The following is a 25,847-nucleotide window of genomic DNA, read 5'->3' on the forward strand; positions in this document are numbered from 1 at the left end:
TGTATTGTTTAAATTCAATGAAGAAAAAGGACAATTAAAGTGCTCGTTCTGTGGCAAGAGTCAAGATCAGGTTCGTAAGTTAGTTGCCGGTCCAGGCGTTTATATATGCGATGAATGTATTGAACTTTGCACTGAAATAGTGGAAGAGGAATTGGGAACTGAGGAGGAAACGGAGCTCAAGGAAATCCCAAAACCAAAAGAAATATGTGAAACGCTGGACGATTATGTAATTGGTCAGGACAAAGCAAAAAAGAATTTATCAGTAGCAGTTTATAACCATTATAAACGGATAAATTCCCCTAAGACTTCAACTGACGATGTAGAACTTTCAAAGAGTAATATTGCGATGCTTGGGCCAACCGGTAGTGGTAAAACATTACTTGCTCAAACGCTAGCCAGGATTATTAATGTACCTTTTGCGATGGCAGATGCGACATCCTTGACAGAAGCAGGCTACGTTGGTGAGGATGTAGAGAATATCCTTCTTAAATTAATTCAAGCAGCAGATTATGATGTTGAAAAGGCAGAAAAAGGAATTATTTATATTGATGAGATCGATAAAGTTGCGCGCAAATCTGAGAACCCGTCGATAACACGAGATGTTTCTGGCGAAGGTGTCCAACAAGCGTTATTGAAAATTCTTGAGGGAACAGTTGCAAGTGTTCCACCACAAGGCGGACGTAAACATCCACATCAAGAGTTCATTCAAATTGATACTACCAACATTCTATTTATAGTTGGTGGAGCTTTCGATGGAATTGACCAAGTAATTAAACGCCGTCTTGGAAAGAAGGTTATTGGCTTTGGTGCCAATGAAAAACAACAAGATCTAGAGATGGGCGAACTACTCTCCAAGGTGTTACCTGAAGATCTCCTTCGCTATGGTTTAATACCGGAATTTATAGGAAGAATACCTGTTATTGGCAGTCTAACACCATTGGATGAGGATGCTTTGGTTGAAATACTAACTAAGCCGAAAAATGCTTTGGTCAAGCAATATGAAAAATTATTCCAAATCGATAATGTTGAACTGGAATTTGAAGAAGAATCGTTACGTGAGATTGCCAAAAAAGCAATAGAAAGAAAAACCGGTGCTCGTGGTCTTCGTTCTATTATAGAAGGCATCATGCTTGATGTAATGTTTGAGTTGCCTTCCAGAGAAGATATTGAAAGATGTATTATTACAAAAAATACAGTAATAGAAGAAGATGGTAGTCCAAAACTGGTGTTTAGAGATGGAACAGTTAAAGAAGGAAATAAGAAGCTACCAAAAGAGAGTGCTTAATTATAAAGTCTAAAGAAGGAGACTGGCTAGTCGTTTCAATTAGAAATGACTGTAGTCAGTCTTTTTCATTGGGAAATAAGAAATTCCAAAGGATTATTTGTTTTAATGCCATGAGAACCATGTGCAGACCAACGCTTCTTTTAGTTGATTTTTTAAAAACTCTTTCGGCATGGAGAGAATTTCACACATAAATAACACCTGCGACTAAAAGTAAAATAGTATCTTGCTGATAGCGAATACTTTATAAAAACTCTGCAACCGGTGTTCTGATTTGTTTCTAAATTACATGTTTAGTATAATTTTGAAGGTGAATACTAAAAGTAGGTTATAGTATTGATTGTGTTAAGAAATTGAGCTTTACAATGTTAGAAGAATTCATTAGACTTTAAGAACATATGAACAAAAGTTATCGAATGTATTGATTCTTCGTATATTTGTAAATTACATAATAATTGGAGGCGTAAACAATGATTAAAGAGACTATTCAACTCCCCCTCCTTCCATTACGTGGTTTGCTTGTCTTTCCATCCATGGTGTTGCACTTGGATGTAGGACGAGATAAATCGATTGCTGCTTTGGAAAAAGCGATGATGGGTGACCAAACCATTTTTCTTGCTGCTCAAAAGAAAGTTAGTATAGATGAGCCAGATCCTGATGAAATCTTTCAGGTGGGTACTGTAGCAAAAGTGAATCAAATGCTTAAGCTCCCAAATGGAACAATCAGGGTTTTGGTGGAAGGATTATATCGCGCGGAGATCGCGCGGTTTATTGAAGATGATGATGAATTTATGGTTGAATATGTAAGAATAGAAGAAGTGCATGAAGATGAGAATGAAGAAGAAGCTTTAATGCGCTCTTTATTAGAACAATTTGAGCAATACACAAAAATATCTCGCAAGGTAACGAAAGACATTTATTCTACTGTAGCGGATATTGAAGAACCTGGGAGACTTGCTGATATCATAACCTCCCATTTGACCTTACGAATTAATGAAAAACAAGAATTACTGGAAATGGTCAATGTCCGTAAAAGACTACAAAGGCTTGTCAAATTGATCTCTAATGAGAAAAAAGTAATTGATTTGGAGAAAAAAATAGGGCAACGAGTAAAAACCTCAATGGAAAAAACTCAAAAAGAGTATTATTTACGAGAACAGTTGAAAGCAATTCAACAAGAACTTGGTGAAAAAGATGGTAAAAGTGGCGAAGTAAATGAACTTAGGGAAAAGATAGAGCAGTCTGATATGCCTGAGCATATTCGGCAAGTAGCCACCAAGGAACTAAGTCGTTTTGAAAAGGTACCTCAAAGTTCTGCTGAAAGTTCTGTGATAAGAAATTATTTGGATTGGTTACTACAATTGCCTTGGACAAATGCTACGGAAGATACTATTGATATTCAACGTGCAGAGAGTATTTTGAATCACGATCATTACGGCTTGGAAAAAGTAAAAGAACGTATTCTGGAATATCTAGCTGTACAGAAATTGACCAATTCTATTAAGGGACCGATTCTTTGTCTTGTTGGACCTCCTGGAGTTGGAAAAACTTCATTAGCCAAGTCGATTGCAAGATCTATTAATCGAAATTTCGTTCGTATCTCCTTAGGTGGTGTGCGCGATGAAGCTGAAATTAGGGGACATAGAAGGACTTATATTGGTGCAATGCCTGGTCGTATTATCCAGGGAATGAAAAAAGCTAAAACCATCAATCCAGTCTTTCTATTAGATGAGCTTGATAAAATGTCAAATGACTTTCGAGGAGACCCCTCCTCAGCTATGCTGGAAGTTTTAGACCCTGAGCAAAATAATAGCTTTAGTGATCACTTCATCGAAGAAACATATGATTTATCAAACGTACTCTTTATTGCCACGGCTAACTATGTTAATAATATACCTGGTCCACTTCTTGACCGTATGGAACTTATTTCTATCGCTGGTTATACAGAGGTGGAAAAACTACACATTGCGAAGGAGCATTTGCTACCTAAGCAAGTGAAAGAAAATGGGTTGAAGAAAGCTAATCTACAAGTAAGAGACGAAGCATTATTGAAAGTAATCCGTAAGTACACGCGAGAAGCCGGAGTTCGTAACTTAGAAAGACAACTAGCAGCATTGTGTAGAAAGGCTGCTAAAATTATTATTTCTAATGAAAAGAAAAGAGTTATTATTACGGAAAACAGCTTAGAAGAGCTGCTTGGAAAACCAGTTTACAGATACGGATTAATGGAGAAGGAAGATCAGGTAGGTACTGCTACTGGACTTGCATACACTTCTGCTGGGGGAGATACCCTTTCTATCGAGGTATCACAATACCCAGGAAAAGGTAAATTAACCTTAACCGGGAAATTAGGTGAAGTAATGCAAGAATCTGCTCAAGCAGCGTTTAGTTACATTAGATCAAGAGCAGAAGAATTAAATATTGACCCAGATTTCCACCAGAAATTTGATATTCACATTCATGTTCCAGAAGGGGCTACACCAAAGGACGGTCCATCCGCTGGGATAACGATGGCAACAGCGCTGGTTTCTTCACTTACAGGAAGAGCTGTAAAGAAAGAAGTAGGCATGACAGGAGAAATTACACTAAGAGGCAGAGTATTGCCAATAGGTGGATTAAAAGAGAAATCGTTAAGTGCTCATAGAGCTGGTATTAGGACAATTATAATTCCAAAAGAAAACGAAAAAAATATCGAGGACATACCTGAGAGTGTCCGTAAAGATCTTACTTTTATACCTGTTAGTCACTTGGATCAGGTATTGGAGCACGCATTAGTGGGGGAGAACAATGAAAATAACTAACGCTGAAATTGTAATTAGTGCGGTCAGTCAAAAACAATATCCTAATGATCAATTGCCGGAAATTGCTTTGGCAGGTCGTTCTAATGTAGGTAAGTCATCCTTTATTAATACCCTGATAAACCGAAAGAATTTGGCAAGAACCTCATCCAAACCCGGAAAAACACAAACGCTTAATTTTTATAAATTAAATGAAGCATTTTACTTTGTTGATGTCCCCGGTTATGGTTACGCAAAGGTTTCAAAGAAGGAAAGAGAAAAATGGGGCAAGATGATGGAAGAGTATTTCCAGACAAGAGATACTTTAAATGCTGTTATATTAATCACCGATGTCAGACATGAACCAACTTCTGCTGATATACAAATGTATGATTTTCTAAAGTATTATCAGTTACCTGTCATTGTGGTTGCAACAAAACTGGATAAGGTTCCAAAGAATAAAGTAAATGCACATTTAAAGCGAACAAAAGAAACATTAGAAATGGCAGCAGATGATTATCTATTGCCATTCTCCGCAGAAAAAGGATATGGAAAAGAAGAAGCGTGGAGTCTTTTAAAGAAATTTATTTAATAATATTGCTATCGAAGAATACATGAATACTTCGATAGCTTTTTTTATGGTCTACTATATATGTTTGGGGTTATTCAATGATTCGGAAAATAGTGTATGGTAAACAGATACAGCTATTCCCAGAATATCTCCGTCAGATACTCTCGCTCTGCAGCCGATAGTTTTTTTCGTTAGTTCGCATTTTCTTCCTACTACGAATTTACGAAATACGCCAACACTTGTAATAAAGCAAAATTGATAAACTACAGCACAGTCAGTTTGAATAAAATTCAAAAAAGTTCAATTGTTCAGTATTATATTTTAGTAACTTGGGGTATATGTAAGGTGAATGGAGCTATTATGGCTATGTTAGTAAATATGAAAGTATATGACCTTATATCGAATTTTCAGCTGCTTGGTTCTTAGTCATGCTACTTGTATACTTATTAGTACAGTTAAACAAAAGAGAAAAAATATCTAGTGAAAGGAATTTTGATCGATGAAAAGACTGAATATTTTGTTAATAACAGTTATAATTATTATAATGCTCGCAGCCTGTGGGACTGAAAAGGAAACAGAAGCAGATACTTCCACAGACGAGAAAGGAAATGATAATGGCTACAATCTTGTGGAGGAAGGAAAATTAACTTTTGCTGCTTCCGGAGAATTCAAGCCTTTTAGTTACATGGAAGGAAGCAAAATGGTAGGGTACGACATTGCAGTTGCTGAAGCTATAGCGGAAAAGCTTGGATTGGAAGCTGTTCAACAAAAAGCTAAATTTTCAGGGATCGTAACAGGTGTTAACCAAGGTCGTTATGACATCGCGGTTGCAAGCCATACGATTACAGACGAAAGGTTAGAGCAGGTGAATTTTTCTGAACCTTATTATTATTCCGGGCCGGTAATTTACACAAGATCTGATAGTGATATTGAAAAAGCTAATGATCTAAAAGGAAAAGAAATCTCCGTGTCTCGAGGTTCTACATACGTGGAAATGGCCCAGGAATATACAGATAATATACCACAAGTAGACAGTGATGTAGTTGCACTGCAGTCATTGGCAAAAGGACATCATGATGCAGTCATAACGGATGATATTACTGGGAAAACAGCAATTGATAACGGACTGGATATTGAAAATAGAGGTCAGTTAGGTGTTAGTGAACAGGCAGTAGGTGTGGCTAAGGATGATGAAAAATTACTTGAGGATATAAATGCTGCTCTTAAAGAATTGAAGAAAAGTGGCGAATTGGCAGCATTAGCAAAGAAGTGGGTCGGAGTAGATATTACTGAGAAACCAGAGAAGATAGAAGAATAATCTACTTGTCTGTAACGTGCGCAGTATTTGCGCACGTTTGTGTTTATATGGATGAAAAAGGAGTTGGATGAGTTTGTCAGCAATTATGCATTTTTTTGATGTATTCATAAATAGTTATGATGTTTTCCTTAATGGCTTATGGATAACTTTTAAATTGTCACTAGCCTCATTGGTCATAGCTTTTTTTATCGGTCTGTTTTTCGCAGTTTTAAAAATCTCGAATATACGGGTTCTTGAATGGATCGCTGATGCTTACATTTGGATTGTTAGAGGAACACCACTAATCGTACAAATATTTATTCTGTTTTATGGTTTAACAGATATATTATTAATACCAATGTTTTGGGCAGGGGTGGCTGGACTTGCTTTTCATAGTGGGGCATATATAGCCGAGATAATTAGAGGTGCTATTCAGTCGATTGAGAAAGGCCAGAGGGAAGCTGGAAGGTCGCTTGGAATGAGTCCGAGTTTAACTATGCGCAGAATCATTCTTCCTCAAGCCTTTAGAAGGGCAGTACCCTCTCTAGGTAATCAGTTTATTATAGGTATAAAGGATTCTTCCTTAGTTTCTTTTATAGGGATGCAAGATTTATTTGGGGTAGCAAGTACAATGGGGTCAAACAGCTTTGATTATTTAACATATTTCTTTACAGTTGCAGTATATTATTTATTCATCGTATTAGTATTAACAATATTGGTTAACCGTATTGAAAAACGATTGGCAGTTAGTGATTAAAAAGAAGGGAGAGCACAATGGACACGAAAAAGGAGATTATTCATGTAGATAAATTGAATAAGTCATTTGGTAATTTACACGTTTTAAAGGATATTGATTTAACAGTTATGGAAAGCGAGGTTGTTGTATTAATTGGGGCAAGTGGTTCAGGAAAAAGTACATTGCTCCGTTGCTTAAATTTTTTAGAAATGAAAAATAGTGGAGATATTTTTCTTGATGAGGAAAAGATTAATAAAAGCACACATAATTTAAATGATATTAGACAACGAGTGGGCATGGTGTTTCAGCATTTCAATCTTTTTCCACATAAAACGGTACTCGGAAATGTAATTGAAGCTCCTATTCATGTAAAAGGAGAAAATAAAATAAATGCTACAAAGGAAGGGAAAAAACTGTTAGATAAAGTGGGGTTGGGGGATAAATATGACGTTTATCCTTCCACACTATCTGGTGGTCAAAAACAACGGGTGGCTATTGCTCGTGCTCTTGCTATGAAACCGGAAGTTATGTTGTTCGATGAACCAACATCAGCTTTGGATCCAGAGCTTGTAGGTGAGGTGCTTTCCACAATGAAGGAACTTGCTGAAGAAGGAATGACCATGGTAGTAGTTACTCATGAAATGGGCTTTGCACGAGAAGTAGGTGACCGAGTTGTGTATATGCATGATGGCAGGATCATTGAATATGGCCGCCCGAATGAAATATTCGATCAACCTAAAGAGGAGCGAACTCGAGCCTTTCTTAGCTCCATACTATAGTACTTAACCTATCTAAAAAAAGAACCTCATCTCTCACTCAATAGAAGAGGTTCTTTTTATTTTTAATTCCAGACGTTTTTACTTCTATTCTTGAAAGGTTAAAATCTACTTCTTTCTCTTTAATAAATAGATTCCTAGAATAATAAGGATAATTGGCCAAAAACGTTCTAAATAATCAATTAACACATAGATCCATGTCAGCCATTCAGGTAATTGAACAGAAAATATAAATACGAGAGCTAAACTAATGAGTAATAATCCAGGAAATAAGCCTTCCTTCGTTTTGGTGTATTTAATAAGAAAGGCAATCCCAATTATTAATAAATAAACTCCCCAATGATCGATCCAGAAAGAATAATTTTGTACTCCGTGAAAATGAATACCAAAGCCAAGTAAAATTGTACCGACAAATAAATTTTGATAGTGCTTCGCTGTATAGCTATGTATAAGAAAAGCTAACCCTATAATAATAAGTAACGTCTGCCATGAATAAAAATTGGTGATAATAGGTAACCGTAATTCTTTTAACAAAAAGTAAATTCCAATGCCAATGATGATATACGCTGCTAAGCTATTCTTCCTCATATGTTCACCCCATTTTACCATCTTGTTTTCTTGCTATATGTAATTCAATGTGATAAAGTACATTCGGGTTACACAATTTACAATATAGTTACGTATCATCTTAACATATAGTTTCAGAATGTGTTCACATTTTAGCTGAAACTCATGTTTCATCCATGTTATAATTAGTATTGACTGAGATTTATTTTATATAAGTGGGATATAATATTAGTGTAAACATTAATCATTTTCACTGTGCGTTTGTCTATTTAGACCAGCGCTTTACAGGTTGGGGGTAGATCATGTGCATATCATTAAAGTAGGATTCAATTATAAATCAGCCCCTGTGGAAGTCAGGGAAAAACTAACCTTTGCCGAGCATACCCTTCCTGATGCCTTAAATAATTTGAAGCAGCAGAAGAGTATCTTGGAAAATGTAATAGTTTCAACATGTAATCGAACAGAAATTTATGCAGTTGTGGATCAGCTTCATACTGGTCGTTACTATATAAAACAATTTTTAGCTGACTGGTTTCAATTAGAAAAAGAAGCATTTACGTCGTATCTCCGTATTTCTGAAAATGACGGTGCTTTAGAGCATTTATTTCGTGTTACATCAGGACTTGATTCAATGATCATAGGGGAAACCCAGATACTCGGACAAATAAGACAAGCTTTTTTTACTGCGCAAGATGCAAAAACAACAGGGACTATCTTTAATCAGCTTTTTAAACAAGCAGTTACATTTGGAAAACGAATGCAGAAAGAAACAACAATCGGTGAAAATGCTGTATCCGTTAGTTATGCTGCTGTAGAACTTGCAAAGAAGATATTTGGGGATCTCCTAAATAAACATGTTGTAATTCTGGGTGCTGGCAAAATGGGAGAATTGGCTGCTAAAAACCTTCAAGGGTCTGGTGCGACGGAAATCACGGTAATTAATCGTACATTGGAAAAGGCTGAAGCGTTAGCTGAAAAGTTTTCAGCAAAAGCAGATCACTTCGATAATTTGCTTCCTGTTTTGCAAAAAGCAGATATACTAATTAGTTCAACAGGGTCAGAAGAACTTGTGCTTACAAAACAGTCTTTGGCTGCTATTCAGAAGAAAAGAAAGGGAAATCCTTTATTTCTCGTAGATATTGCTGTGCCAAGAGATTTAGATCCGCATATTGGCGAGCTTGAGAACGTATTTTTATACGATATTGATGATTTACAACATATTGTGGATGAGAATCTTCAAGCGAGAAAAGCAGCTGCTGAGCAAATTGAGATTCAAGTTGAAGAAGAAATTGTGTTATTTAAAGAGTGGTTAAAAACTTTAGGAGTAGTTCCTGTTATTTCCGCGCTTCGCCAAAAGGCTCTTTCTATTCAAGCAGAAACGATGAAAAGTATTGAACGAAAGATCCCGGATTTAACAGTAAGAGAGAAAAAGGTATTGAATAAGCATACTAAAAGTATTATTAATCAGCTTCTTAAAGAGCCGGTTACACAAGCAAAGGAACTGGCTGATAGTAAAAATGCAGATGAGTCATTAGCATTGTTTGTCAATATTTTTGGTATTGAAGAAGAAGTGAAAGAAGAGTTAGCTAAACAAGTAGTTAAAAAAAAGAATAATAATGAAGAAAACAACGAGAAAGAAGTGTCCTTTCCAAATATTAGTCCATTAACTACTTTTTAAGCTGAAAGGATTCTAACTATGTTCGAATTAAAATGGGTTTATGAATTTATTTTAATTATTTATGGCTTAAGTTTGGTTAGTTACTTCCTTGATTTTATCCAAGATAACCGGAGAGCAAATCGGATTGCTTTCTGGTTACTTAGTATGGTTTGGGTTATTCAAACCCTTTTTTTATTGCTTGAAGCAGTCATAGAAAGAAATTTTCCAGTAATTACCCTAAACGATGGCCTGTTTTTTTATGCTTGGGTACTTGTTACAATATCCTTAATCGTTAATAAGCTGTTTACGATTCATTTTATCGCTTTTTTTACTAATTTATTTGGTTTTTTTATTATGTTATTTCATATCTCGACAGTTGCTCAAAATGACATGAAAGCAAATGGCATCCAACTGGTGCATGAAATTTTGGTCAGCCATATAACATTAGCAATCGTATCTTATGGTTTTTTTACTGTATCTTTCTTAATTTCTGTAATGTACTTAGTTCAATACAAGTTGCTCAAGAAGAAAAAAGGATTTAAGTGGATGTGGCGATTTGGTGATTTAAATAAATTGGACACCTTTTCCTTTCGAGCAGTAACAATAGGAGTACCTTTACTGTTAATAGGGATTATACTTGGTTTCGTATGGGCATACTCTTCCAGCGCGGAGTTTTATTGGTTTGATCTCAAAACAATAGGGTCTATACTTGTATTAGCTGTGTATATATTATATTTAATCTTACGACTGGTAGGGGGCTACAAAGGGAAGACGATAGCAATTTACAATACCGCTGCGTTCTTAGTTCTTTTAATTAACTTCTTTTTATTTAGCTTGCTATCAAATTTTCATTTTTCATTTTAGGAGGAGTTTAGTTGCGTAAAATAGTTGTTGGCTCAAGAAAGAGTAACCTTGCATTAACACAAACAAATTGGGTGATTGACCAGTTGAAAAAAGCTGGGGTTGAAAATGATTTCGAAGTGAAAAAAATTGTAACAAAAGGGGATAAAATTCTTGATGTCACCTTGTCAAAAGTAGGAGGAAAAGGCCTATTTGTGAAAGAAATTGAACAAGCTATGTATAATAAGGAAATAGACTTTGCCGTTCATAGTATGAAAGATATGCCTTCAGTTATGCCAGAAGGACTTGTAATTGCATCGATCCCTGATCGGGAAGATCACCGAGATGCTTATATTGCAAAAAACAACATCCCATTTCATGAACTTCCTGCAGGAGCTATTGTTGGTACAAGTAGCTTACGGCGATCTGCTCAGATACTTGCAGAGAGACCAGACGTATCTATTAAATGGATCAGAGGTAATATTGAAACTAGATTACGGAAGCTCGAGGAAGAAGATTATGATGCCATTATTTTGGCGGTATCTGGATTAAAACGCGTTGGATTAAGTGAAGAGTTAATAACCGAATACCTCGAACCGGAAGTTTGTGTCCCCGCTGTAGGTCAGGGTGCTTTAGCTATTCAATGTAGAGAAGATGATACGGAGATGCGCACATTATTGGAAAAGTTAAATAATGCGTATACTACCAAAACTGTGGCTGCAGAAAGAACCTTCTTGCGTTTGTTAGAAGGAGGATGCCAGGTTCCTATTGGGGGGTACGCTTATTTGGAAGGCGAAGAAATTATCCTAACTGCATTAGTTGGCACCCCAGATGGAAAAACAATATTAAAGGAAGAAGTGCGAGGAAAGGATCCCGAAGTAGTTGGAGAAATTGCAGCAAACCTTTTAATTAAGCAGGGTGCCAAAGAGATAGTGGAAAAAGTTAAAGAGGAATTGGATCAATAATGAATGTGTCCTTACAAGGAAAAAAAATACTTGTAACTAGAGAAGAAAACCAAGCAAAAGAATTTGCTGACTTAATTTTGGAGCATCAAGGAACTCCCATTGAAGTTCCTCTCTTAACTGTTTCTTGCAAGGATCAAAAAGATAATCAAGAAGTTTTACAATCCATTTCAAATTATGATTGGATTTTCTTTACGAGTGCTAACGGGGTAAAATGTTTTTTTGAATTGGCGCAGAGGTATCTGGACCCGGAAAATGGATTTCCTGCTAATATTGCCGTAGTTGGTCATAAGACAGGGAACGTATTAAAAATGTATGGGTATAGTGCTACGTTCACGCCCTCCGTTTATAACGCAGAAATAATGGGAAGTGAATTTTTAACAGAATATCCCGAACCTGGGTCTATTCTCCTTGTAAGAGGAAATCTTTCCAGAGATATACTTCCAAACTTTTTTTTCAATAATGGTTTAAATTTTGAGTCCATAGAAGTATATGAAACATCTTATAATTTTCTGGTCAAAGAGCAATTGAACAACCATCTGGAAAAAAGCCATATTGATTTTATTACATTTACAAGCCCCTCAACGGTGCAGTCATTTTATAAGATGGCTGCTAAAACAGAAGGCTTTAAATATGCGTGTATTGGCACAACAACTGAAAAAAAAGCCAGGGAATTAGGGTTATCTCCTATCATATCTCCAGGTGAATTTACTATTGAAGAAATGATAAAAAGTATAAGCAAATATATTTCTATGAAAGGATAGATAGTCATGAGTAACATGCCGGAATTTAAGCGACATCGCAGATTAAGATCTTCAGCTGCTATGCGTTCCATGGTAAGGGAAACACATGTAAGAACAGAAGATTTAATTTATCCTTTATTTATTTTGGAAGGAGAAAATACGAAAAATGAAGTACCTTCCATGCCAGGTGTTTACCAAATTACAATGGACATTCTAAAAGAAGAGGTAAAAGAAATTCATTCCCTTGGAATAAAATCAATGATTCTTTTTGGTGTACCTGATGAAAAAGATGAACAAGGAACAGGTGCTTATATAAAAGATGGGATTATCCAGGAAGCGACTCGTGTTATTAAAAAAGAAGTTCCTGAAATGTTAGTAATCGCAGATACTTGTCTTTGTGAGTATACTTCCCATGGTCATTGTGGAGTAATTCATAATCATGACGTAGATAATGATGAATCACTTGCACTATTGGCTCAAACTGCTGTCTCCCAGGCTGAGGCGGGGGCAGATATTATTGCCCCATCCAATATGATGGATGGGTTTGTAGCAGTAATTCGCCAAGCGTTGGATGAAGCAGGGTTTACACATATACCGATCATGTCCTATGCAGTAAAATATGCATCTTCTTTTTATGGGCCGTTTCGTGATGCCGCAGATAGCACTCCGCAATTTGGAGATCGAAAGAGCTATCAAATGGATCCGGCAAACAGATTAGAAGCTATGCGAGAGGCAGAATCAGATATGCAAGAAGGTGCTGATTTCTTGATTGTAAAGCCAGCTTTATCCTATCTTGATATTGTTCGTGATGTAAAAAATAAATTTAATGCACCTGTCGTAGCCTATAATGTCAGTGGTGAATATTCAATGGTTAAAGCAGCAGCATTAAATGGATGGATAAACGAAAAAGAATTAGTACTTGAAAAGCTTACTTCCATGAAACGAGCTGGAGCAGACTTAATCATTACCTATTTTGCCAAAGATGTTGCTAAGTGGTTGAGTGAGTAAGATTCACATTATACTTAAACTGGAGTGAGAACCTATGAAGAACTTTGAAAATTCACTAGACGCATACAAAGAAGCCGTTGATTTAATGCCTGGTGGTGTAAATTCTCCTGTGCGTGCATTTAAATCTGTTGGCATGTCACCAATTTTTATGGAGTCCGGAAAGGGATCCAAAATTGTAGATATTGATGGAAATGAATATATAGATTATGTGTTAAGCTGGGGACCACTTATCCTGGGTCATGCCGATGATCGGGTAGTAGAAAAATTAAAAAATGTAGCAGAAAAGGGCACTAGTTTCGGTGCACCAACTAAGTTGGAAAATGAATTGGCAAAACTCGTTATCGATCGAGTGCCATCTATTGAGATGGTTCGAATGGTTAATTCAGGTACAGAAGCAACGATGAGTGCATTACGATTAGCTAGAGGTCATACTGGAAGAGATAAAATTTTAAAATTCGAAGGAAATTATCACGGACATGGTGATTCCCTATTAATTAAGGCAGGGTCTGGAGTCGCAACACTTGGATTACCTGACAGCCCAGGTGTCCCGGAATCAATTGCTAAAAATACGATTACTGTGCCATATAATGATATGGAAAGTGTTCGTTATGCATTTGAGCACTATGGTGAGGATTTAGCTGCCGTTATTGTAGAGCCTGTATCTGGTAATATGGGAGTAGTTCCACAAAAAGACGGTTTCTTACAAGAGTTGAGAGAAATTACTGAAGCTAACGGAACAGTCCTAATCTTTGATGAAGTAATGACTGGTTTCCGTGTCGGATATAATTGTGCACAGGGACACTTCGGAGTAACGCCTGATCTGACTTGTCTTGGGAAAGTGATTGGTGGAGGTCTACCTGTAGGGGCATATGGCGGCAAACGTGAGATTATGGAAAAAGTGGCACCTACGGGGTCCATTTATCAAGCGGGCACCTTGTCAGGAAATCCATTGGCTATGACAGCGGGTTATGAAACGCTGCGTGCTTTAAATGAAGAATCTTACAAAGAAATAAATAAAAAAGTAGATAAGTTAATTGATGGGTTTAAACAAGCGTCAGAAGAGTATAATATCCCTTTACAGATTAACCGTGCTGGTTCTATGGTCGGTGTATTCTTCACTAACGAAGAAGTAATCAATTATGAAACAGCGCAGACCTCCAATCTTGATTATTTTGCGCAATATTATAGAAATATGATTGAAGAAGGTGTTTTCCTTCCGCCTTCTCAGTTTGAAGGTTTATTTCTTTCCACTGCCCATACAGACGAGGATATTGAGAAAACGGTTAAAGCGATTAGAAGTGCCTTTTCTAAAATTGAAAAATAAAATGAAGTCAACCATCAATCATACACTAAAAGCTATTCCTTAATTAAGGGATAGCTTTTTCTAATGATTAAATGATTTAAAGCATATCTTGTTTAAGGAGAACATATAGATAATTAAGACATATAAGTTTAAGGAAATATATGTTGAAGGGAGGAAGTCGGTTGGCAAACGAAAGTTCAGTTTTCAGTTTTGAGTTGAACGAGTCCCTTTATTTTGAAAAGGGACAGGAAGTTTCGGAGATGAGAGGGATTTCACTTGATCCAGAAATCTCTATACAACCATTTAATGAATACATCTCCATTCGCGGTGTTATTGAATTGCAAGGGGAATACGTAAAAGAATCCCAAATAGAAGATAGGGAAAATCGATTAGACTATGATACATTTCAGTCAAAGCGTTTTGTAGAAAGGATCATGGATAACGATGATGGAACCTTGGAATTTACACATCGATTTCCAGTAGAGATTTCTGTACCCACATATCGTGTAGAAAACTTGGAAGAGGTAAGGGTATATATTGAGTCTTTTGATTATGAGTTACCAGAGAAAGACCACTTAAAATTCTATTCTACCGTACAAATCCATGGTGTTAATCAACTTGTAGAAAGTGTAGAAAACCGAAGTAACAGCGAGGAAGTAGAACAGGAAGAAGAGTCATCTGAGGGGGTAAGGCAGGAAACATTTGAATTTGAAATAAAGCCAGACAATGAGTCGACGAATGAATTGGATGCTGCAGATGAAGACCAAGAAATTCCAGATCTTCCGACATCACTAAGGGATGATGAGACTAGTGAGGAAGGAGAAGAAGAAAATAACATAGAAGAAGATGATAAAGGAAACCGATGGAAGTATAAGGAAACAAAAACACTAACACAGTTTTTTGAAGATTTATCTTCTAAAGAAGAACTAAGTGTCGAGGATCAAGAAGTCCCTACTTCGAATATGTCAGATGATTCTCCTTCAGTTTCCTATGATTCGCCGTCAACATCACATGAAATAATGGAGAGTAATACTAGTCGTGAAGTTGAGGATGTGAGTTATTTGTCTGATATGTTCCGGCACTCAGAGGAAGAACAATATTCTAAGATGCGACTCTGTTTTGTGCAGCCAAATGATACGATTGAAACAATTGCTGAACGTTATCAGATAACAACTCTGCAACTGATTAAACAGAATAGGTTAGATGAAGAATATGATGTCTCTGAAGGGCAATTACTATATATTCCTCATACGAAAAAATAAAAATGGACCCCTTGGTTTTAAAATCAAGGGGTCTGCTACATAGGTGGTGAGATTAATTGGAGCATATTTATAAAGTCTTACGTAACTATAAAGTATATCCACTGCATGTTAATAAAATAACTGGTCGCTTATATAAGATTTCTGATGGGAATAAGGAATATGCATTAAAGCAAGCAAATTTACCCAAGGAAACTTTTTCGATGTGGGAGGGGGTGTACCAGCAAGCGTATAGTAAACAGTTGACAGAAATATTACCTATTTACCTTTCCAACAGCGGGTCCTTATATACAATGGTTGATGGTCATACATATTATTTGCAGCCATGGTTGGAGCCCAGAGACGCTGTTGAAAGAAGTGAAGAGATTAATCCGTTATATCGGGCAATCGGCCGAATTCATGCAAAAACCAAAATCTTTAAGACTATTCCTATGCAAAAAGTAAAAGATAGTTTCATGGAATATAGAACATTTTGCTCTCAGTTGAAAAAGAAATTATATACAGCTGTAGATGCTTTCGAACAAAGTCGATATATGTCACCATTGGAGCTTCAGATCTGCACGCATTTTCGCGACATAGATCATGCATTTCAGAAAATAGATGAGCGGATTATGGAGCTGAATGAAATTGAAGAAAAAGATCAACAATGGGATAGATGTGTATGTCATGGGAATTTGGCATTAGCACATAGCATACACACTGATCAAACCTATCTGCTTAATTGGGAAAGAGCACATATGGATAATGCGATAATGGATTTGTTATCATTCTTTGAAAATGAGACTTGGAGATATAATACACCTGTTGATGAATTAATTGAGTCTTTTTCCACTTATTATCAAGAGAACGAGCTTTCAAAAACAGAACTACTTATTCTGTCTATATACTTGCTTAACCCATCTCCTTATTTGGAGTTGGTAGATAAATATATGACGGATCCATCAAATGATACGATGGTCAACCAAGTAAAGAATGTACAATTTACATATCGGAAGATTATATTTGCTTTAAAATGGACAGAGCATGTGGAAAGAGAATTCGAGTCTATCTCCTTGGATGACCTTGAAAGTTAAATCCACTCTAAATAAAAGGCAACAAATAATCCCACTAGCAGGCCAAGAAGTATGACATCAAAGGTTGTGGGCAGTAAGAGTGTACGGATTAATTGAAATAGTAATATTGGCAAAGTTACTCTTTCTATAATAATAATACATTTTCTTCCCCATGGCGGGAGTTTATATCGATAGTAGCGAGCCATTTCATCACCTCTTCATTCACTTTTCTTTACTTATATAATAAGATATGTATAAAGATAGCTGTTCTGTGCAACTATATTAACAGTTGACGATTGAACTTGTTACCTATAAAATATAAAAAGATGATGCTAGTTGAATAATGGATTTAAATGCAATGAATGGGAAGAGTACAATATAATTACCTATAAGAGAGGGAAGTATTAAGCTGAAAACTTCCTAGGACAAATTATATTGGAAGGTCGCCCTTGAGCTGCTTCTTTGAAAATATAATCAGAGCTGATTATACATGTAGAAGAATGCCGGTGAGTAACCGTTACTGAACATGAGTGTACAAGTGTATTTCGCTTGTAAACAAAGGTGGTACCACGGAAATATACCTTTTCGTCCTTTTACAGGATGAAAGGGTTTTTTTGTTTTTAATAAAAACATGCTAGTTTAATTAAGTTCTTATGGGTGTATGGCCGTGACCAGCTTCAACACTTACTTATTCGGAATCTTAAGCAATAATTCTACATGTCAAAATGCACCATAACGATTTCTTGCTTAAGTTTGGCGGGGATAATCAGGGCGTTGCCATTTTTGTTCTTAAATGTGTTTAGCCAAATGTTTGACAAAGACTTCAAAATGAATAAGGAGGTTTTCCATGATGAGTGAAAAACAACAAAATTCTCTACCTACAAAGTATAACCCTCAGGAAGTTGAAAAAGATCGCTATCAGTTTTGGCTTAAAGGTAAGTTTTTTGAGGCTACTGGAGATAAAGATAAAGAGCCATTTACAATCGTTATTCCACCTCCAAATGTAACAGGGAGATTACATTTGGGGCATGCTTGGGATACAACTATGCAGGACACCATTTCAAGGATGAAGCGTATGCAAGGCTATGATGTGCTATGGTTACCAGGAATGGACCACGCAGGGATCGCTACCCAAGCCAAAGTAGAAGCAAAGTTGAAAGAGCAAGGTACAAGTCGTTATGATTTAGGAAGGGAAAAATTTCTTGAAACCGCTTGGGAATGGAAGGAAGAATATGCTGATTTTATTCGTTCCCAGTGGGAAAAACTGGGGCTTGGCTTAGACTATTCAAGAGAGCGATTTACTTTAGATGAAGGATTGTCAGAAGCAGTAAAGGAAGTATTTGTTAAACTGTATGAAAAAGGGTTAATTTATCGTGGGGAATATATAATTAACTGGGATCCCAAAACAAAAACTGCTTTATCTGATATTGAGGTAATTTATGAGGAAGTTCAAGGAAAGTTCTATCATTTACGATACCCAATTAAAGATAGCGATGAAACAATTGAGATAGCCACTACTCGTCCAGAAACAATGCTGGGAGACACGGCAGTGGCAGTACATCCAAAAGACGAACGTTATCAGCATTTAATTGGCAAAAAGGTTGTATTGCCTATTGTTGGTCGTGAAATTGAAATAGTGGCTGATGAATATGTAGATAGGGAATTTGGGTCTGGAGCTGTTAAGATTACCCCTGCACATGATCCAAATGACTTTGAGATTGGAAACAGACATAATCTGGAACGTGTTTTGGTAATGAATGAGGATGGCACCATGAATGAAAACGCCGGTAGCTATAAAGGTCTTGATCGATTTGATTGTCGTAAAAAGATCGTCCAAGATCTACAAGCACAAGGAGTCCTATTTGATATAGAAGATCATACACATCAAGTTGGTCATTCAGAGCGTAGTGGTGCTGTCGTAGAACCTTATTTATCCACCCAATGGTTTGTAAAGATGCAACCATTGTCAGATGCCGCTATTGACCTGCAGAATACCGAAGATAAAGTAAACTTCGTGCCTGATCGATTCGAAAAAACATATTTGAACTGGATGGACAACATACGAGATTGGTGTATTTCGCGCCAACTATGGTGGGGCCACCGTATTCCTGCTTGGTACCATAAGGAAACAGGTGAAATATATGTTGGTAAAGAATCTCCCCAAGATATTGAGAAATGGGTACAGGATGAGGATGTTTTGGATACATGGTTCTCCTCTGCACTTTGGCCGTTCTCTACGATGGGATGGCCAGATATAGAGGCAAAAGATTTTAAACGCTTTTTCCCAACAGATGTATTAGTGACAGGCTATGATATTATATTTTTCTGGGTAGCTCGTATGATTTTTCAATCCAAGGAATTTACAGATCAAAAGCCATTTAAAGATGTTTTAATTCACGGTTTAATTAGAGATGCAGATGGAAGGAAAATGAGTAAGTCTCTTGGAAATGGAGTCGATCCTATGGATGTTATCGAGAAATATGGAGCAGACTCGCTTCGGTATTTCTTATTAACTGGGTCTACCCCAGGGCAGGATCTTCGTTTTCATTGGGAAAAAGTGGAGGCGACATGGAACTTTGCGAATAAAATTTGGAATGCTTCTCGCTTTTCATTAATGAATATGGAAGACTTCAGCTATGAAGATATTGATCTGTCAGGTGAAAAAACTATCGCTGATAAGTGGATATTAACTCGTTTAAATGAGACTATCGAGCATGTAACAAAGAACACGAATAAATATGAATTTGGAGAAGCTGGTCGGTATTTATATAATTTCATTTGGGACGATCTATGTGATTGGTACATTGAAATGGCAAAGTTACCATTATATGGTGAAGATGAAATTAAGAAGAATACAACAAGATCTGTGCTTGCTTATGTGCTAGATCAAACAATGCGCATGCTTCATCCATACATGCCATTTATCACAGAGGAAATTTGGCAGAAGTTACCACATAAAGGCGCATCTATTACTGTAGCAAATTGGCCTAAGGTGAGAGATGAATTTCACGATGAAGAAGCATCGAAAATAATGAAACTGCTCGTATCAATTATAAAATCAGTGAGAAATATACGAGCAGAAGTGGACACACCGATGTCTAAACAAATTAATTTAATTATCCAAGCAGAAAGCCAGTCGGTTATGGATGCTCTGGAAAGCAATCGGGAATATTTACAACGCTTTTGCAATCCAAGTGAGTTAGTGATAGCCACAAGTGTGGATGCACCTGAAAAAGCAATGTCTGCAGTAATCACAGGTGCCGAATTGTATTTGCCATTAGAAGGATTAATTGACTTTGATAAAGAAATAGCGAGACTAGAAAAAGAATTGGCTAAGTGGACAAAAGAGGTAGAGCGTGTGCAAAAGAAACTTTCTAATAAAGGATTTGTAAGCAAGGCACCTGAAGCGGTAGTAGAAGAAGAGAAGCAAAAAGAAAAGGATTATCTTGAGAAGCAGGCGAAGGTTACTGCTAGATTGAATGAATTAAGAGGATAATTCTAAAAACGGAATCCTATATAGTGGGATTCCGTTTTTTTAATTTCTCCTGGATATGGGAAATATACGTTTTAACTATGTTTAAATCTGTTACAGCACTTAAAATCCTTGAACCCACCACATCCTCTATCTCATTAAAGAGAAGGTCTCCTCTTTTATCAAATAAAAAATCAATTCCTACCATATCAAAATCAAAATTATCAACTATATGTTGAACCATAGAAACTTGTTCATTGCTTAGATGGAAAAGGGATGCTGTACCACCAAGCTTATAGTTTGCACGAAAGTCGTTGTTGCTTTGTCTTAGAACTGCCCCGATAATATTGTTTCCTACTACAAATACACGCAGATCCTTTCCTAGCTGCACATTACAAGACTGTATTATATGATTATTAGTAGTCATTTTGGAAACCTTGTCCCATTCTTCTTGATTTTGGATAAAATATACTTGTTTTCCTCCTCTACCTGAAACTTCCTTCACCACACAAGGAAAAGGCAAGGGGGATTTTTCTGGTAAGTTTTTATTTTGTGGAAAAATAGTATCCACCATTGGGATGCCTAGATTTGCAATGTGATGATGGGATAAGGCTTTGTCATTACAAATATGAGAAACAGTAGAAGAATTACAACAAAGAATCCCACAAGCTTCTAGTTGTAGTTGAACCATTGTATCTATTGTTCGAACAACTGCAAAGTCAGGAAGACGGATCGGTTTTTCTCTAACTAAAATTGTTCGTTGGTTATTAATTAATCCCATCGTCATTTCTTCTCTTATAATGAGGGTAAGGGAAATATTTTGGCTAGCTGCTTCTTCCAAAAAACCATTTAATGTAGGAGCTGTTTTGGTTTGCATCTATCCTATTATATATTAGCCATCCTGTTACCATGTTAATAACCTCATTCTTGAATTGACTTATTTAATATATAATCCATTATAAAATCTGCTACATTTATACCAGTACAGTCATACATATTTCTTATATGTGCATTGGAGTTAATTTCACAAATTAATGGGCTTCCATCTTCCCCATACAATAAGTCAATTCCTGCAAAATCTGCTCCAATTGACTTTGTTGCTTGTACAGCCATCTCACGTTCTATTTTTGATGGGGTGTATGCTTCCATTGTGCCTCCAGCAGAAACATTTGCTCTAAAATCGTTTGTTGACGCTCGTTTCATTGCTGCAACTACTTCATTGCCGACTACTTGAAGCCGCATATCTCTTCCATAACTTGATGAAATAAATTCTTGAAAGACAAATGCTTTTCCCAGTAATTCATTCACTTTGTCCCATAGCTCCTCGCTAGTGTGAACTAAATATACTTGTTCACCAAAAGAGCCAAAAGCCTCTTTTACTACCATTGGAAAACCGAGTGATTTTATAGCATTGTTAATTACATTCTCATCTGGTTGGGCTGTAATAAAAACTTTCGGATATACGATTGTTTTCGGTATTGGTAATCCTGTTTGCGCTAAGCACTGATATGTGGCAATTTTGTCATCACTAACTTCAATTGCTTGAGAAGAATTAAATACGCGCAATCCCATTAATTCAAGTTGTTTTGCCAAGTATATATCCTTGTCAGCAAAAACGACGTAATCAGCTATTTTCTCACTTGGTTTTTTAAGTAGCCCTGACTCTCCTGGAACAAGGTAGGGGTTAAGTTCATTATTTTTGTAAATAGTTGTTTCACTTCCTCTTGCATAAGCGGCTTGCTGGATCCACTCAGCATAATCAAGAAACTTATTTCCTGATAAACTTCCATTATATATGATCCATCCATGTAAATTCATAGTCCTTATCCTTTCTGTTATACTTACCTACAGTATAATAATTTAGAAATGTGGTGTACATATGTTTCAGAGAATTGAACAAGTGGAGGCCTTTTTTTCTTCTAGAGCAAACTTAGGAATTAAACCTGGTCTTTTCCGAATGAAAAAGCTTCTCAAAGAAGTGGGGAATCCACAAGATAAAATTAAAGCAATACATGTTGCTGGTACAAATGGAAAGGGCTCTACCATTCAGTTTATTCAGCGAGCATTAACTGCCAACGGATACAATGTAGGAATATTTACTTCCCCAAGTATATATGGGTTGCCAGGTCACATTCTTGATGGAGATGTACCTATTAAGGAACAAGTCTTTCTTTCTCTATTTAATAGGTTATACCCTGCCATTGAAATTTTAGATAATAAAAAAGAGATGCCAACCGAATTCGAGATATTGACAGTAATTGCCTTTATGCATTTTCACGACAGCAAAGAAATTGCAATCATTGAGACAGGGATGGGGGGGAGAGAAGATACAACGAACTGTTTTCTCCCAATCCTATCCATTATAACAAACATAGCAAAGGACCATACGCATTTTTTAGGTGGTACTATAAAAGAAATCGCCTATCATAAGGCAGGAATTATAAAAAAGGACATTCCAGCAATTATAGGGGAAGTCCCAAAAGAAGCTGAAATGGTCTTAAATCAAGAAGCGAAGAATGTGCAAACAGGAGTATATCAACTAGGAAAGGATTTTCATTATCATAATATTATAATAGACGGCAATCATCAATTTTTCTCTTGGAACCGGGAAAGGCAGCAGTATAACCTATCCATTCAAATGCAAGGAAAACACCAAGTCCAAAACGCATCACTTGCTTTTATGAGTATATATTTACTTAAACAAATGAACTATTCTATTGACATGAATAAAACGATGGAAGCATTTAAAATATCCAAGCTACCAGGTAGGTTTGAAATGGTCAATATTCACCCACCTGTGATTTTAGACGGCGCACATAATATTGCAGGTATAGAGACTTTTATTGATACGGTTAAAGCATTGTATCCAAATAAGACGAAGCACTTAATATTTGCTGCATTTAAGGATAAAGACTTCTCTTTAATGCTAGAAAGGTTAGAAACCAACTTTTCTTCTGTAACACTTACTTCTTTTGAGCACCCACGGGCAGCTAAAGCCGTAGAACTTTATGAAGTGACGAATCATAAGCATAAATTTCTAACTGAGAATTGGGAGGACGCAATAAAAAAAATAACATATAGAGAGCACATCTATTTTATTACTGGATCACTGCATTTTATATCAAGAGTTAGGGAATTTTTTAGAAATAGAGAAAGTTGACGGTTTATGCGAAATTATTTATTAGTAATGTGACAATTTACGTCTTACTTTTTATCTTTCCTATGCTAGAGTAAGTATATTAATTCTAGCGGAGGTGAGCGAAATAGATAAGCAAAGAATGATAACTGTATGGGAGAACGGTAAACCAGTAAAATTAAAGGTAAAAGAGACAAGCGGTAAGAACTCCAGCCAGTTATTTAAAAAAGAACAAGCAGCTGCTATTCAAGAAGAAGACGAATCTGTACCAACATTCGCTAGATTAACTACGAATACAAATAAAAATATGGCGAACAAAATAAAGCGGAAATATTTAAAACCTGTTGTTATTCCAATTTTTTCTGCACTCATAATAGGCTCTGTTCTAGGACTAATAATGCTAAAAATGTTTGTAACACTGGATAGTGAGCCAACTTCAGGGGGTGGTGACATTCCTATTTCTACAGTAGAAAAAGACAAAGAGGACCAGAAGGCACAAAAAGGTTCATCATTGGTGCAGCTAGAAGGCGTACAGGCATACGTGCTTCAAGCAGGTGTATTTAATGAAGAAGCAAATGCTGTGGAATGGAAAGAAAAGTATGCTAACAAAAAGATACCTACTATAGTGTGGGAGAAAAATAAGCAATTTTATTTATTTGCAGGAATAGCTGAAACAGAAGCACAAGCTAACCATTTACGTCAGCAATTACAAAAAAACGAGTTAGAAGTATATGTAAAGGAATGGCAGACGGCAGGCATTGAAACTGATTTATCCAATGCAGAGCATCAATGGTTGGAAACTTTTCAGAGCGAATGGAATAAATCTTTAAAATTATTATCCACAGATGAAAAGCTTGAAATAAAAGCATGGAAAAAAATAGTTGATGCTTTTCCGAAAGATACAGAGGATTTATCTCAGTTGAATACACATATAGTAGAGAATTTAGACAAGTTAAGTGAAGACAATAACAAACAGGTACAAGGAATTTTATTATCTGTATGGCATACGTATGAAAAAACGATAAAAAAATTAGAATCAAAATAAAAAATAGGCTAAATTTGCCTGTTTTTTTATTTTGCTAAATTTCTAAAGGGGAATTTCTTAAATTACCTTTAGGAATACATTAAATACATCGACGTTCTGCATAGTAATTTTTCTATTTCCTGATTTGTTCTATATTGAATTGATGTCTATGATATAGCTACGGAAAGGAGGGATTTATATTGGTAATGGAACCATTAATGATTAAAGATGTTCCTAAGAACGACAGACCAAGGGAAAGATTAATGAACCATGGGGCGAATCATTTATCTAACCAGGAGTTACTGGCCATTTTACTCGGAAGCGGGACGAAAGAAGAGTCAGTGATGGCGCTCGCTAACCGTGTACTTATGCACTTTGAAGGTTTGAAATTATTAAATGACGCAACCATCGAGGAATTAACAGCAATTAAAGGAATAGGTAAGGCAAAAGGAGTTCTCATATTATCTGCTATCGAACTTGGAAAAAGAATGAGCCGCTATAAGCCACTGGAAAGATACGTCATTCGCTCCCCGGAGGATGGAGCAGATTACGTAATGGAAGAAATGAGAAGCCTTCATCAAGAGCATTTTGTAGTTTTGTTTCTTAACACGAAAAATCAAATTATCCACAGACAAACCATCTTCATAGGCAGCCTTAATGCTTCGATTGTACATCCACGAGAAGTATATCGTGAAGCTGTAAAACGTTCCGCTGCTTCAATTATTGTAGCACATAACCATCCATCCGGGGACCCAACTCCATCACAGGAAGATATCCAGGTAACCAGAAGATTGACTGAATCAGGAAAAATGATTGGTATTGAATTATTGGATCACCTTATCATTGGAGATAGGAAATTTGTTTCCTTAAAAGAAAAAGGCTATTTATAATAGAACAATTCTCCATATGATTAAGTTTGAGATACAATTATTGACGATATGTCAGTAATATAAAGTGCTTAAAAAGGGATGACATTTCCCTAATTTTTTGTTTATCAAGTAAAATGGGGACTGTAATTAGTCTAAGCATAATATCTAAGTTATTAGAAGAATAAATATCATAGAGGCTCTTAAAAAAATCATAAGAGCCTTTAGTTTGGTTATTCATCAAAACCAGTGTTTGACCACGTGATCATGTCATTGTAAAATCGTTAATACGATATTTACTAAAATGCTTCATCACATACCCTTTTTTCACCAAACCATATATATACTTTCTAATGTAGTTTTGTGTCAAAATATCATCGCTTATTTCTTCAATTCTTATAAAGTGATTTTTATTTTTTTCAAGCTGAACGAGGATGCTAATTTCAAAGAGATTTAATTTATCTTTTAATGCAACATTAAAAATATCCATTAACATGAACCTCCAAATGATATAATTAT

The 25,847-nt window shown here is 36.2% G+C and carries 23 protein-coding genes and 1 other annotated feature; of the genes, 18 read left to right on the plus strand and 5 right to left on the minus strand.

From position 1 onward, the window contains the following. Positions 1-4: 4 nt before the first annotated feature. The 6 genes from clpX to X953_RS08535 all read left to right on the plus strand — a co-directional run bounded on the left by clpX (position 5) and on the right by X953_RS08535 (position 7,442). Positions 5-1,285 carry an ATP-dependent protease ATP-binding subunit ClpX gene (clpX, locus tag X953_RS08510; RefSeq protein WP_040955188.1) on the plus strand — a complete coding sequence of 427 codons (1,281 nt, stop codon included), beginning with the start codon at positions 5-7 and terminating at the stop codon, positions 1,283-1,285. 467 nt (positions 1,286-1,752) lie between these two features. Beyond that, positions 1,753-4,083: an endopeptidase La gene (gene lon, locus X953_RS08515; protein ID WP_040955189.1), complete on the plus strand. Its 2,331-nt coding sequence runs from the start codon at positions 1,753-1,755 to the stop codon at positions 4,081-4,083. Continuing rightward, on the plus strand, positions 4,070-4,651 hold the full coding sequence (gene yihA / locus X953_RS08520) for a ribosome biogenesis GTP-binding protein YihA/YsxC (RefSeq protein ID WP_040955190.1): 582 nt from the start codon (positions 4,070-4,072) through the stop codon (positions 4,649-4,651). Before lon ends, yihA begins: the two co-directional genes overlap by 14 nt. A 478-nt stretch (positions 4,652-5,129) precedes the next feature. Further along, positions 5,130-5,948 (plus strand): transporter substrate-binding domain-containing protein, encoded by an 819-nt coding sequence (locus tag X953_RS08525; RefSeq protein WP_040955191.1) that lies wholly within the window; start codon positions 5,130-5,132, stop codon positions 5,946-5,948. Positions 5,949-6,015: 67 nt separating this feature from the next. Then, positions 6,016-6,684: an amino acid ABC transporter permease gene (locus X953_RS08530; RefSeq protein ID WP_232217790.1), complete on the plus strand. Its 669-nt coding sequence runs from the start codon at positions 6,016-6,018 to the stop codon at positions 6,682-6,684. Between the two features lie 17 nt (positions 6,685-6,701). Then, a complete protein-coding gene (locus X953_RS08535; protein ID WP_040955192.1) occupies positions 6,702-7,442 on the plus strand; it encodes an amino acid ABC transporter ATP-binding protein in 741 nt (246 codons plus the stop codon). Between the two features lie 105 nt (positions 7,443-7,547). Here the strand turns inward: X953_RS08535 and X953_RS08540 are convergent, their stop codons facing one another. After that, positions 7,548-8,027: a LiaI-LiaF-like domain-containing protein gene (locus X953_RS08540; RefSeq protein ID WP_040955193.1), complete on the minus strand. Its 480-nt coding sequence runs from the start codon at positions 8,025-8,027 to the stop codon at positions 7,548-7,550. A gap of 283 nt (positions 8,028-8,310) precedes the next feature. On the opposite strand from X953_RS08540, the gene hemA reads away from it, so the two are divergent. The 8 genes from hemA to X953_RS08580 all read left to right on the plus strand — a co-directional run bounded on the left by hemA (position 8,311) and on the right by X953_RS08580 (position 16,851). Beyond that, on the plus strand, positions 8,311-9,684 hold the full coding sequence (hemA, locus tag X953_RS08545) for a glutamyl-tRNA reductase (RefSeq protein WP_040955194.1): 1,374 nt from the start codon (positions 8,311-8,313) through the stop codon (positions 9,682-9,684). Positions 9,685-9,702: 18 nt separating this feature from the next. Next, on the plus strand, positions 9,703-10,527 hold the full coding sequence (locus X953_RS08550; protein WP_040955195.1) for a cytochrome c biogenesis protein: 825 nt from the start codon (positions 9,703-9,705) through the stop codon (positions 10,525-10,527). Positions 10,528-10,538: 11 nt separating this feature from the next. Next, positions 10,539-11,468, plus strand: coding sequence for a hydroxymethylbilane synthase (hemC, locus tag X953_RS08555; protein WP_040955196.1), 930 nt, complete (start codon positions 10,539-10,541; stop codon positions 11,466-11,468). Further along, positions 11,468-12,229, plus strand: a complete 762-nt coding sequence (locus X953_RS08560) for a uroporphyrinogen-III synthase (protein ID WP_040955197.1) — start codon at positions 11,468-11,470, stop codon at positions 12,227-12,229. Before hemC ends, X953_RS08560 begins: the two co-directional genes overlap by 1 nt. 6 nt (positions 12,230-12,235) lie before the next feature. Beyond that, positions 12,236-13,216 (plus strand): porphobilinogen synthase, encoded by a 981-nt coding sequence (gene hemB, locus X953_RS08565; protein ID WP_040955198.1) that lies wholly within the window; start codon positions 12,236-12,238, stop codon positions 13,214-13,216. 34 nt (positions 13,217-13,250) lie between these two features. Further along, a complete protein-coding gene (gene hemL, locus X953_RS08570; RefSeq protein WP_040955199.1) occupies positions 13,251-14,540 on the plus strand; it encodes a glutamate-1-semialdehyde 2,1-aminomutase in 1,290 nt (429 codons plus the stop codon). A 161-nt stretch (positions 14,541-14,701) separates the two neighbouring features. Beyond that, complete coding sequence (spoVID, locus tag X953_RS08575; RefSeq protein WP_040955200.1) at positions 14,702-15,781, plus strand: stage VI sporulation protein D; 1,080 nt, start codon at positions 14,702-14,704, stop codon at positions 15,779-15,781. A gap of 56 nt (positions 15,782-15,837) precedes the next feature. Beyond that, positions 15,838-16,851, plus strand: coding sequence for a phosphotransferase (locus tag X953_RS08580; RefSeq protein ID WP_040955201.1), 1,014 nt, complete (start codon positions 15,838-15,840; stop codon positions 16,849-16,851). On the opposite strand, the gene X953_RS08585 is transcribed toward X953_RS08580, so the two are convergent. Beyond that, the gene (locus X953_RS08585) at positions 16,848-17,036 is read right to left on the minus strand and encodes a hypothetical protein (protein ID WP_040955202.1); all 189 of its coding nucleotides are present in this window, start codon (positions 17,034-17,036) and stop codon (positions 16,848-16,850) included. The two genes, X953_RS08580 and X953_RS08585, sit on opposite strands and share 4 nt — an antisense overlap. A 143-nt stretch (positions 17,037-17,179) precedes the next feature. Further along, positions 17,180-17,426, plus strand: a binding site (T-box leader). 254 nt (positions 17,427-17,680) lie between these two features. Here X953_RS08585 and X953_RS08590 point away from each other — a divergent pair. Then, positions 17,681-20,326 carry a valine--tRNA ligase gene (locus X953_RS08590; RefSeq protein ID WP_156958531.1) on the plus strand — a complete coding sequence of 882 codons (2,646 nt, stop codon included), beginning with the start codon at positions 17,681-17,683 and terminating at the stop codon, positions 20,324-20,326. A gap of 16 nt (positions 20,327-20,342) precedes the next feature. Here the strand turns inward: X953_RS08590 and X953_RS08595 are convergent, their stop codons facing one another. Both X953_RS08595 and X953_RS08600 read right to left on the minus strand, forming a co-directional pair. After that, entirely contained in the window at positions 20,343-21,179 is an 837-nt protein-coding gene (locus X953_RS08595; RefSeq protein WP_232217791.1) for a RimK family alpha-L-glutamate ligase, read from the minus strand. A gap of 44 nt (positions 21,180-21,223) precedes the next feature. Then, positions 21,224-22,120, minus strand: coding sequence for a RimK family alpha-L-glutamate ligase (locus tag X953_RS08600; protein ID WP_040955204.1), 897 nt, complete (start codon positions 22,118-22,120; stop codon positions 21,224-21,226). Between the two features lie 61 nt (positions 22,121-22,181). Here X953_RS08600 and X953_RS08605 point away from each other — a divergent pair, with 61 nt between their 5' ends. The 3 genes from X953_RS08605 to radC all read left to right on the plus strand — a co-directional run bounded on the left by X953_RS08605 (position 22,182) and on the right by radC (position 25,352). Then, positions 22,182-23,462: a folylpolyglutamate synthase/dihydrofolate synthase family protein gene (locus X953_RS08605; RefSeq protein ID WP_052350093.1), complete on the plus strand. Its 1,281-nt coding sequence runs from the start codon at positions 22,182-22,184 to the stop codon at positions 23,460-23,462. 118 nt (positions 23,463-23,580) lie between these two features. Beyond that, positions 23,581-24,483 carry an SPOR domain-containing protein gene (locus tag X953_RS08610; protein WP_040955205.1) on the plus strand — a complete coding sequence of 301 codons (903 nt, stop codon included), beginning with the start codon at positions 23,581-23,583 and terminating at the stop codon, positions 24,481-24,483. A gap of 185 nt (positions 24,484-24,668) precedes the next feature. Further along, positions 24,669-25,352 carry a DNA repair protein RadC gene (gene radC / locus X953_RS08615; protein ID WP_040957048.1) on the plus strand — a complete coding sequence of 228 codons (684 nt, stop codon included), beginning with the start codon at positions 24,669-24,671 and terminating at the stop codon, positions 25,350-25,352. Positions 25,353-25,593: 241 nt separating this feature from the next. Here radC and X953_RS08620 read toward each other — a convergent pair whose 3' ends face one another. Beyond that, complete coding sequence (locus tag X953_RS08620; RefSeq protein WP_040955206.1) at positions 25,594-25,818, minus strand: hypothetical protein; 225 nt, start codon at positions 25,816-25,818, stop codon at positions 25,594-25,596. Between the last annotated feature and the right edge of the window lie 29 nt (positions 25,819-25,847).

Origin of the sequence: Virgibacillus sp. SK37, from assembly GCF_000725285.1 — a bacterium.
Lineage (GTDB): Bacteria > Bacillota > Bacilli > Bacillales > Amphibacillaceae > Virgibacillus_Q.

Coding starts and splice junctions, on each gene's coding strand:
- X953_RS08535 (WP_040955192.1), top strand. CDS start 6,702: ATGGACACGAAAAAGGAGATTATTCATGTAGATAAATTGAATAAGTCA.
- X953_RS08550 (WP_040955195.1), top strand. CDS start 9,703: ATGTTCGAATTAAAATGGGTTTATGAATTTATTTTAATTATTTATGGC.
- radC (WP_040957048.1), top strand. CDS start 24,669: ATGGAACCATTAATGATTAAAGATGTTCCTAAGAACGACAGACCAAGG.
- X953_RS08605 (WP_052350093.1), top strand. CDS start 22,182: ATGTTTCAGAGAATTGAACAAGTGGAGGCCTTTTTTTCTTCTAGAGCA.
- X953_RS08530 (WP_232217790.1), top strand. CDS start 6,016: ATGAGTTTGTCAGCAATTATGCATTTTTTTGATGTATTCATAAATAGT.
- X953_RS08595 (WP_232217791.1), bottom strand. CDS start 21,179: ATGCAAACCAAAACAGCTCCTACATTAAATGGTTTTTTGGAAGAAGCA.
- X953_RS08620 (WP_040955206.1), bottom strand. CDS start 25,818: ATGGATATTTTTAATGTTGCATTAAAAGATAAATTAAATCTCTTTGAA.
- X953_RS08525 (WP_040955191.1), top strand. CDS start 5,130: ATGAAAAGACTGAATATTTTGTTAATAACAGTTATAATTATTATAATG.
- hemL (WP_040955199.1), top strand. CDS start 13,251: ATGAAGAACTTTGAAAATTCACTAGACGCATACAAAGAAGCCGTTGAT.
- lon (WP_040955189.1), top strand. CDS start 1,753: ATGATTAAAGAGACTATTCAACTCCCCCTCCTTCCATTACGTGGTTTG.
- X953_RS08585 (WP_040955202.1), bottom strand. CDS start 17,036: ATGGCTCGCTACTATCGATATAAACTCCCGCCATGGGGAAGAAAATGT.
- X953_RS08560 (WP_040955197.1), top strand. CDS start 11,468: ATGAATGTGTCCTTACAAGGAAAAAAAATACTTGTAACTAGAGAAGAA.
- X953_RS08610 (WP_040955205.1), top strand. CDS start 23,581: ATGATAACTGTATGGGAGAACGGTAAACCAGTAAAATTAAAGGTAAAA.
- hemB (WP_040955198.1), top strand. CDS start 12,236: ATGAGTAACATGCCGGAATTTAAGCGACATCGCAGATTAAGATCTTCA.
- X953_RS08540 (WP_040955193.1), bottom strand. CDS start 8,027: ATGAGGAAGAATAGCTTAGCAGCGTATATCATCATTGGCATTGGAATT.
- X953_RS08590 (WP_156958531.1), top strand. CDS start 17,681: ATGAGTGAAAAACAACAAAATTCTCTACCTACAAAGTATAACCCTCAG.
- yihA (WP_040955190.1), top strand. CDS start 4,070: ATGAAAATAACTAACGCTGAAATTGTAATTAGTGCGGTCAGTCAAAAA.
- X953_RS08600 (WP_040955204.1), bottom strand. CDS start 22,120: ATGAATTTACATGGATGGATCATATATAATGGAAGTTTATCAGGAAAT.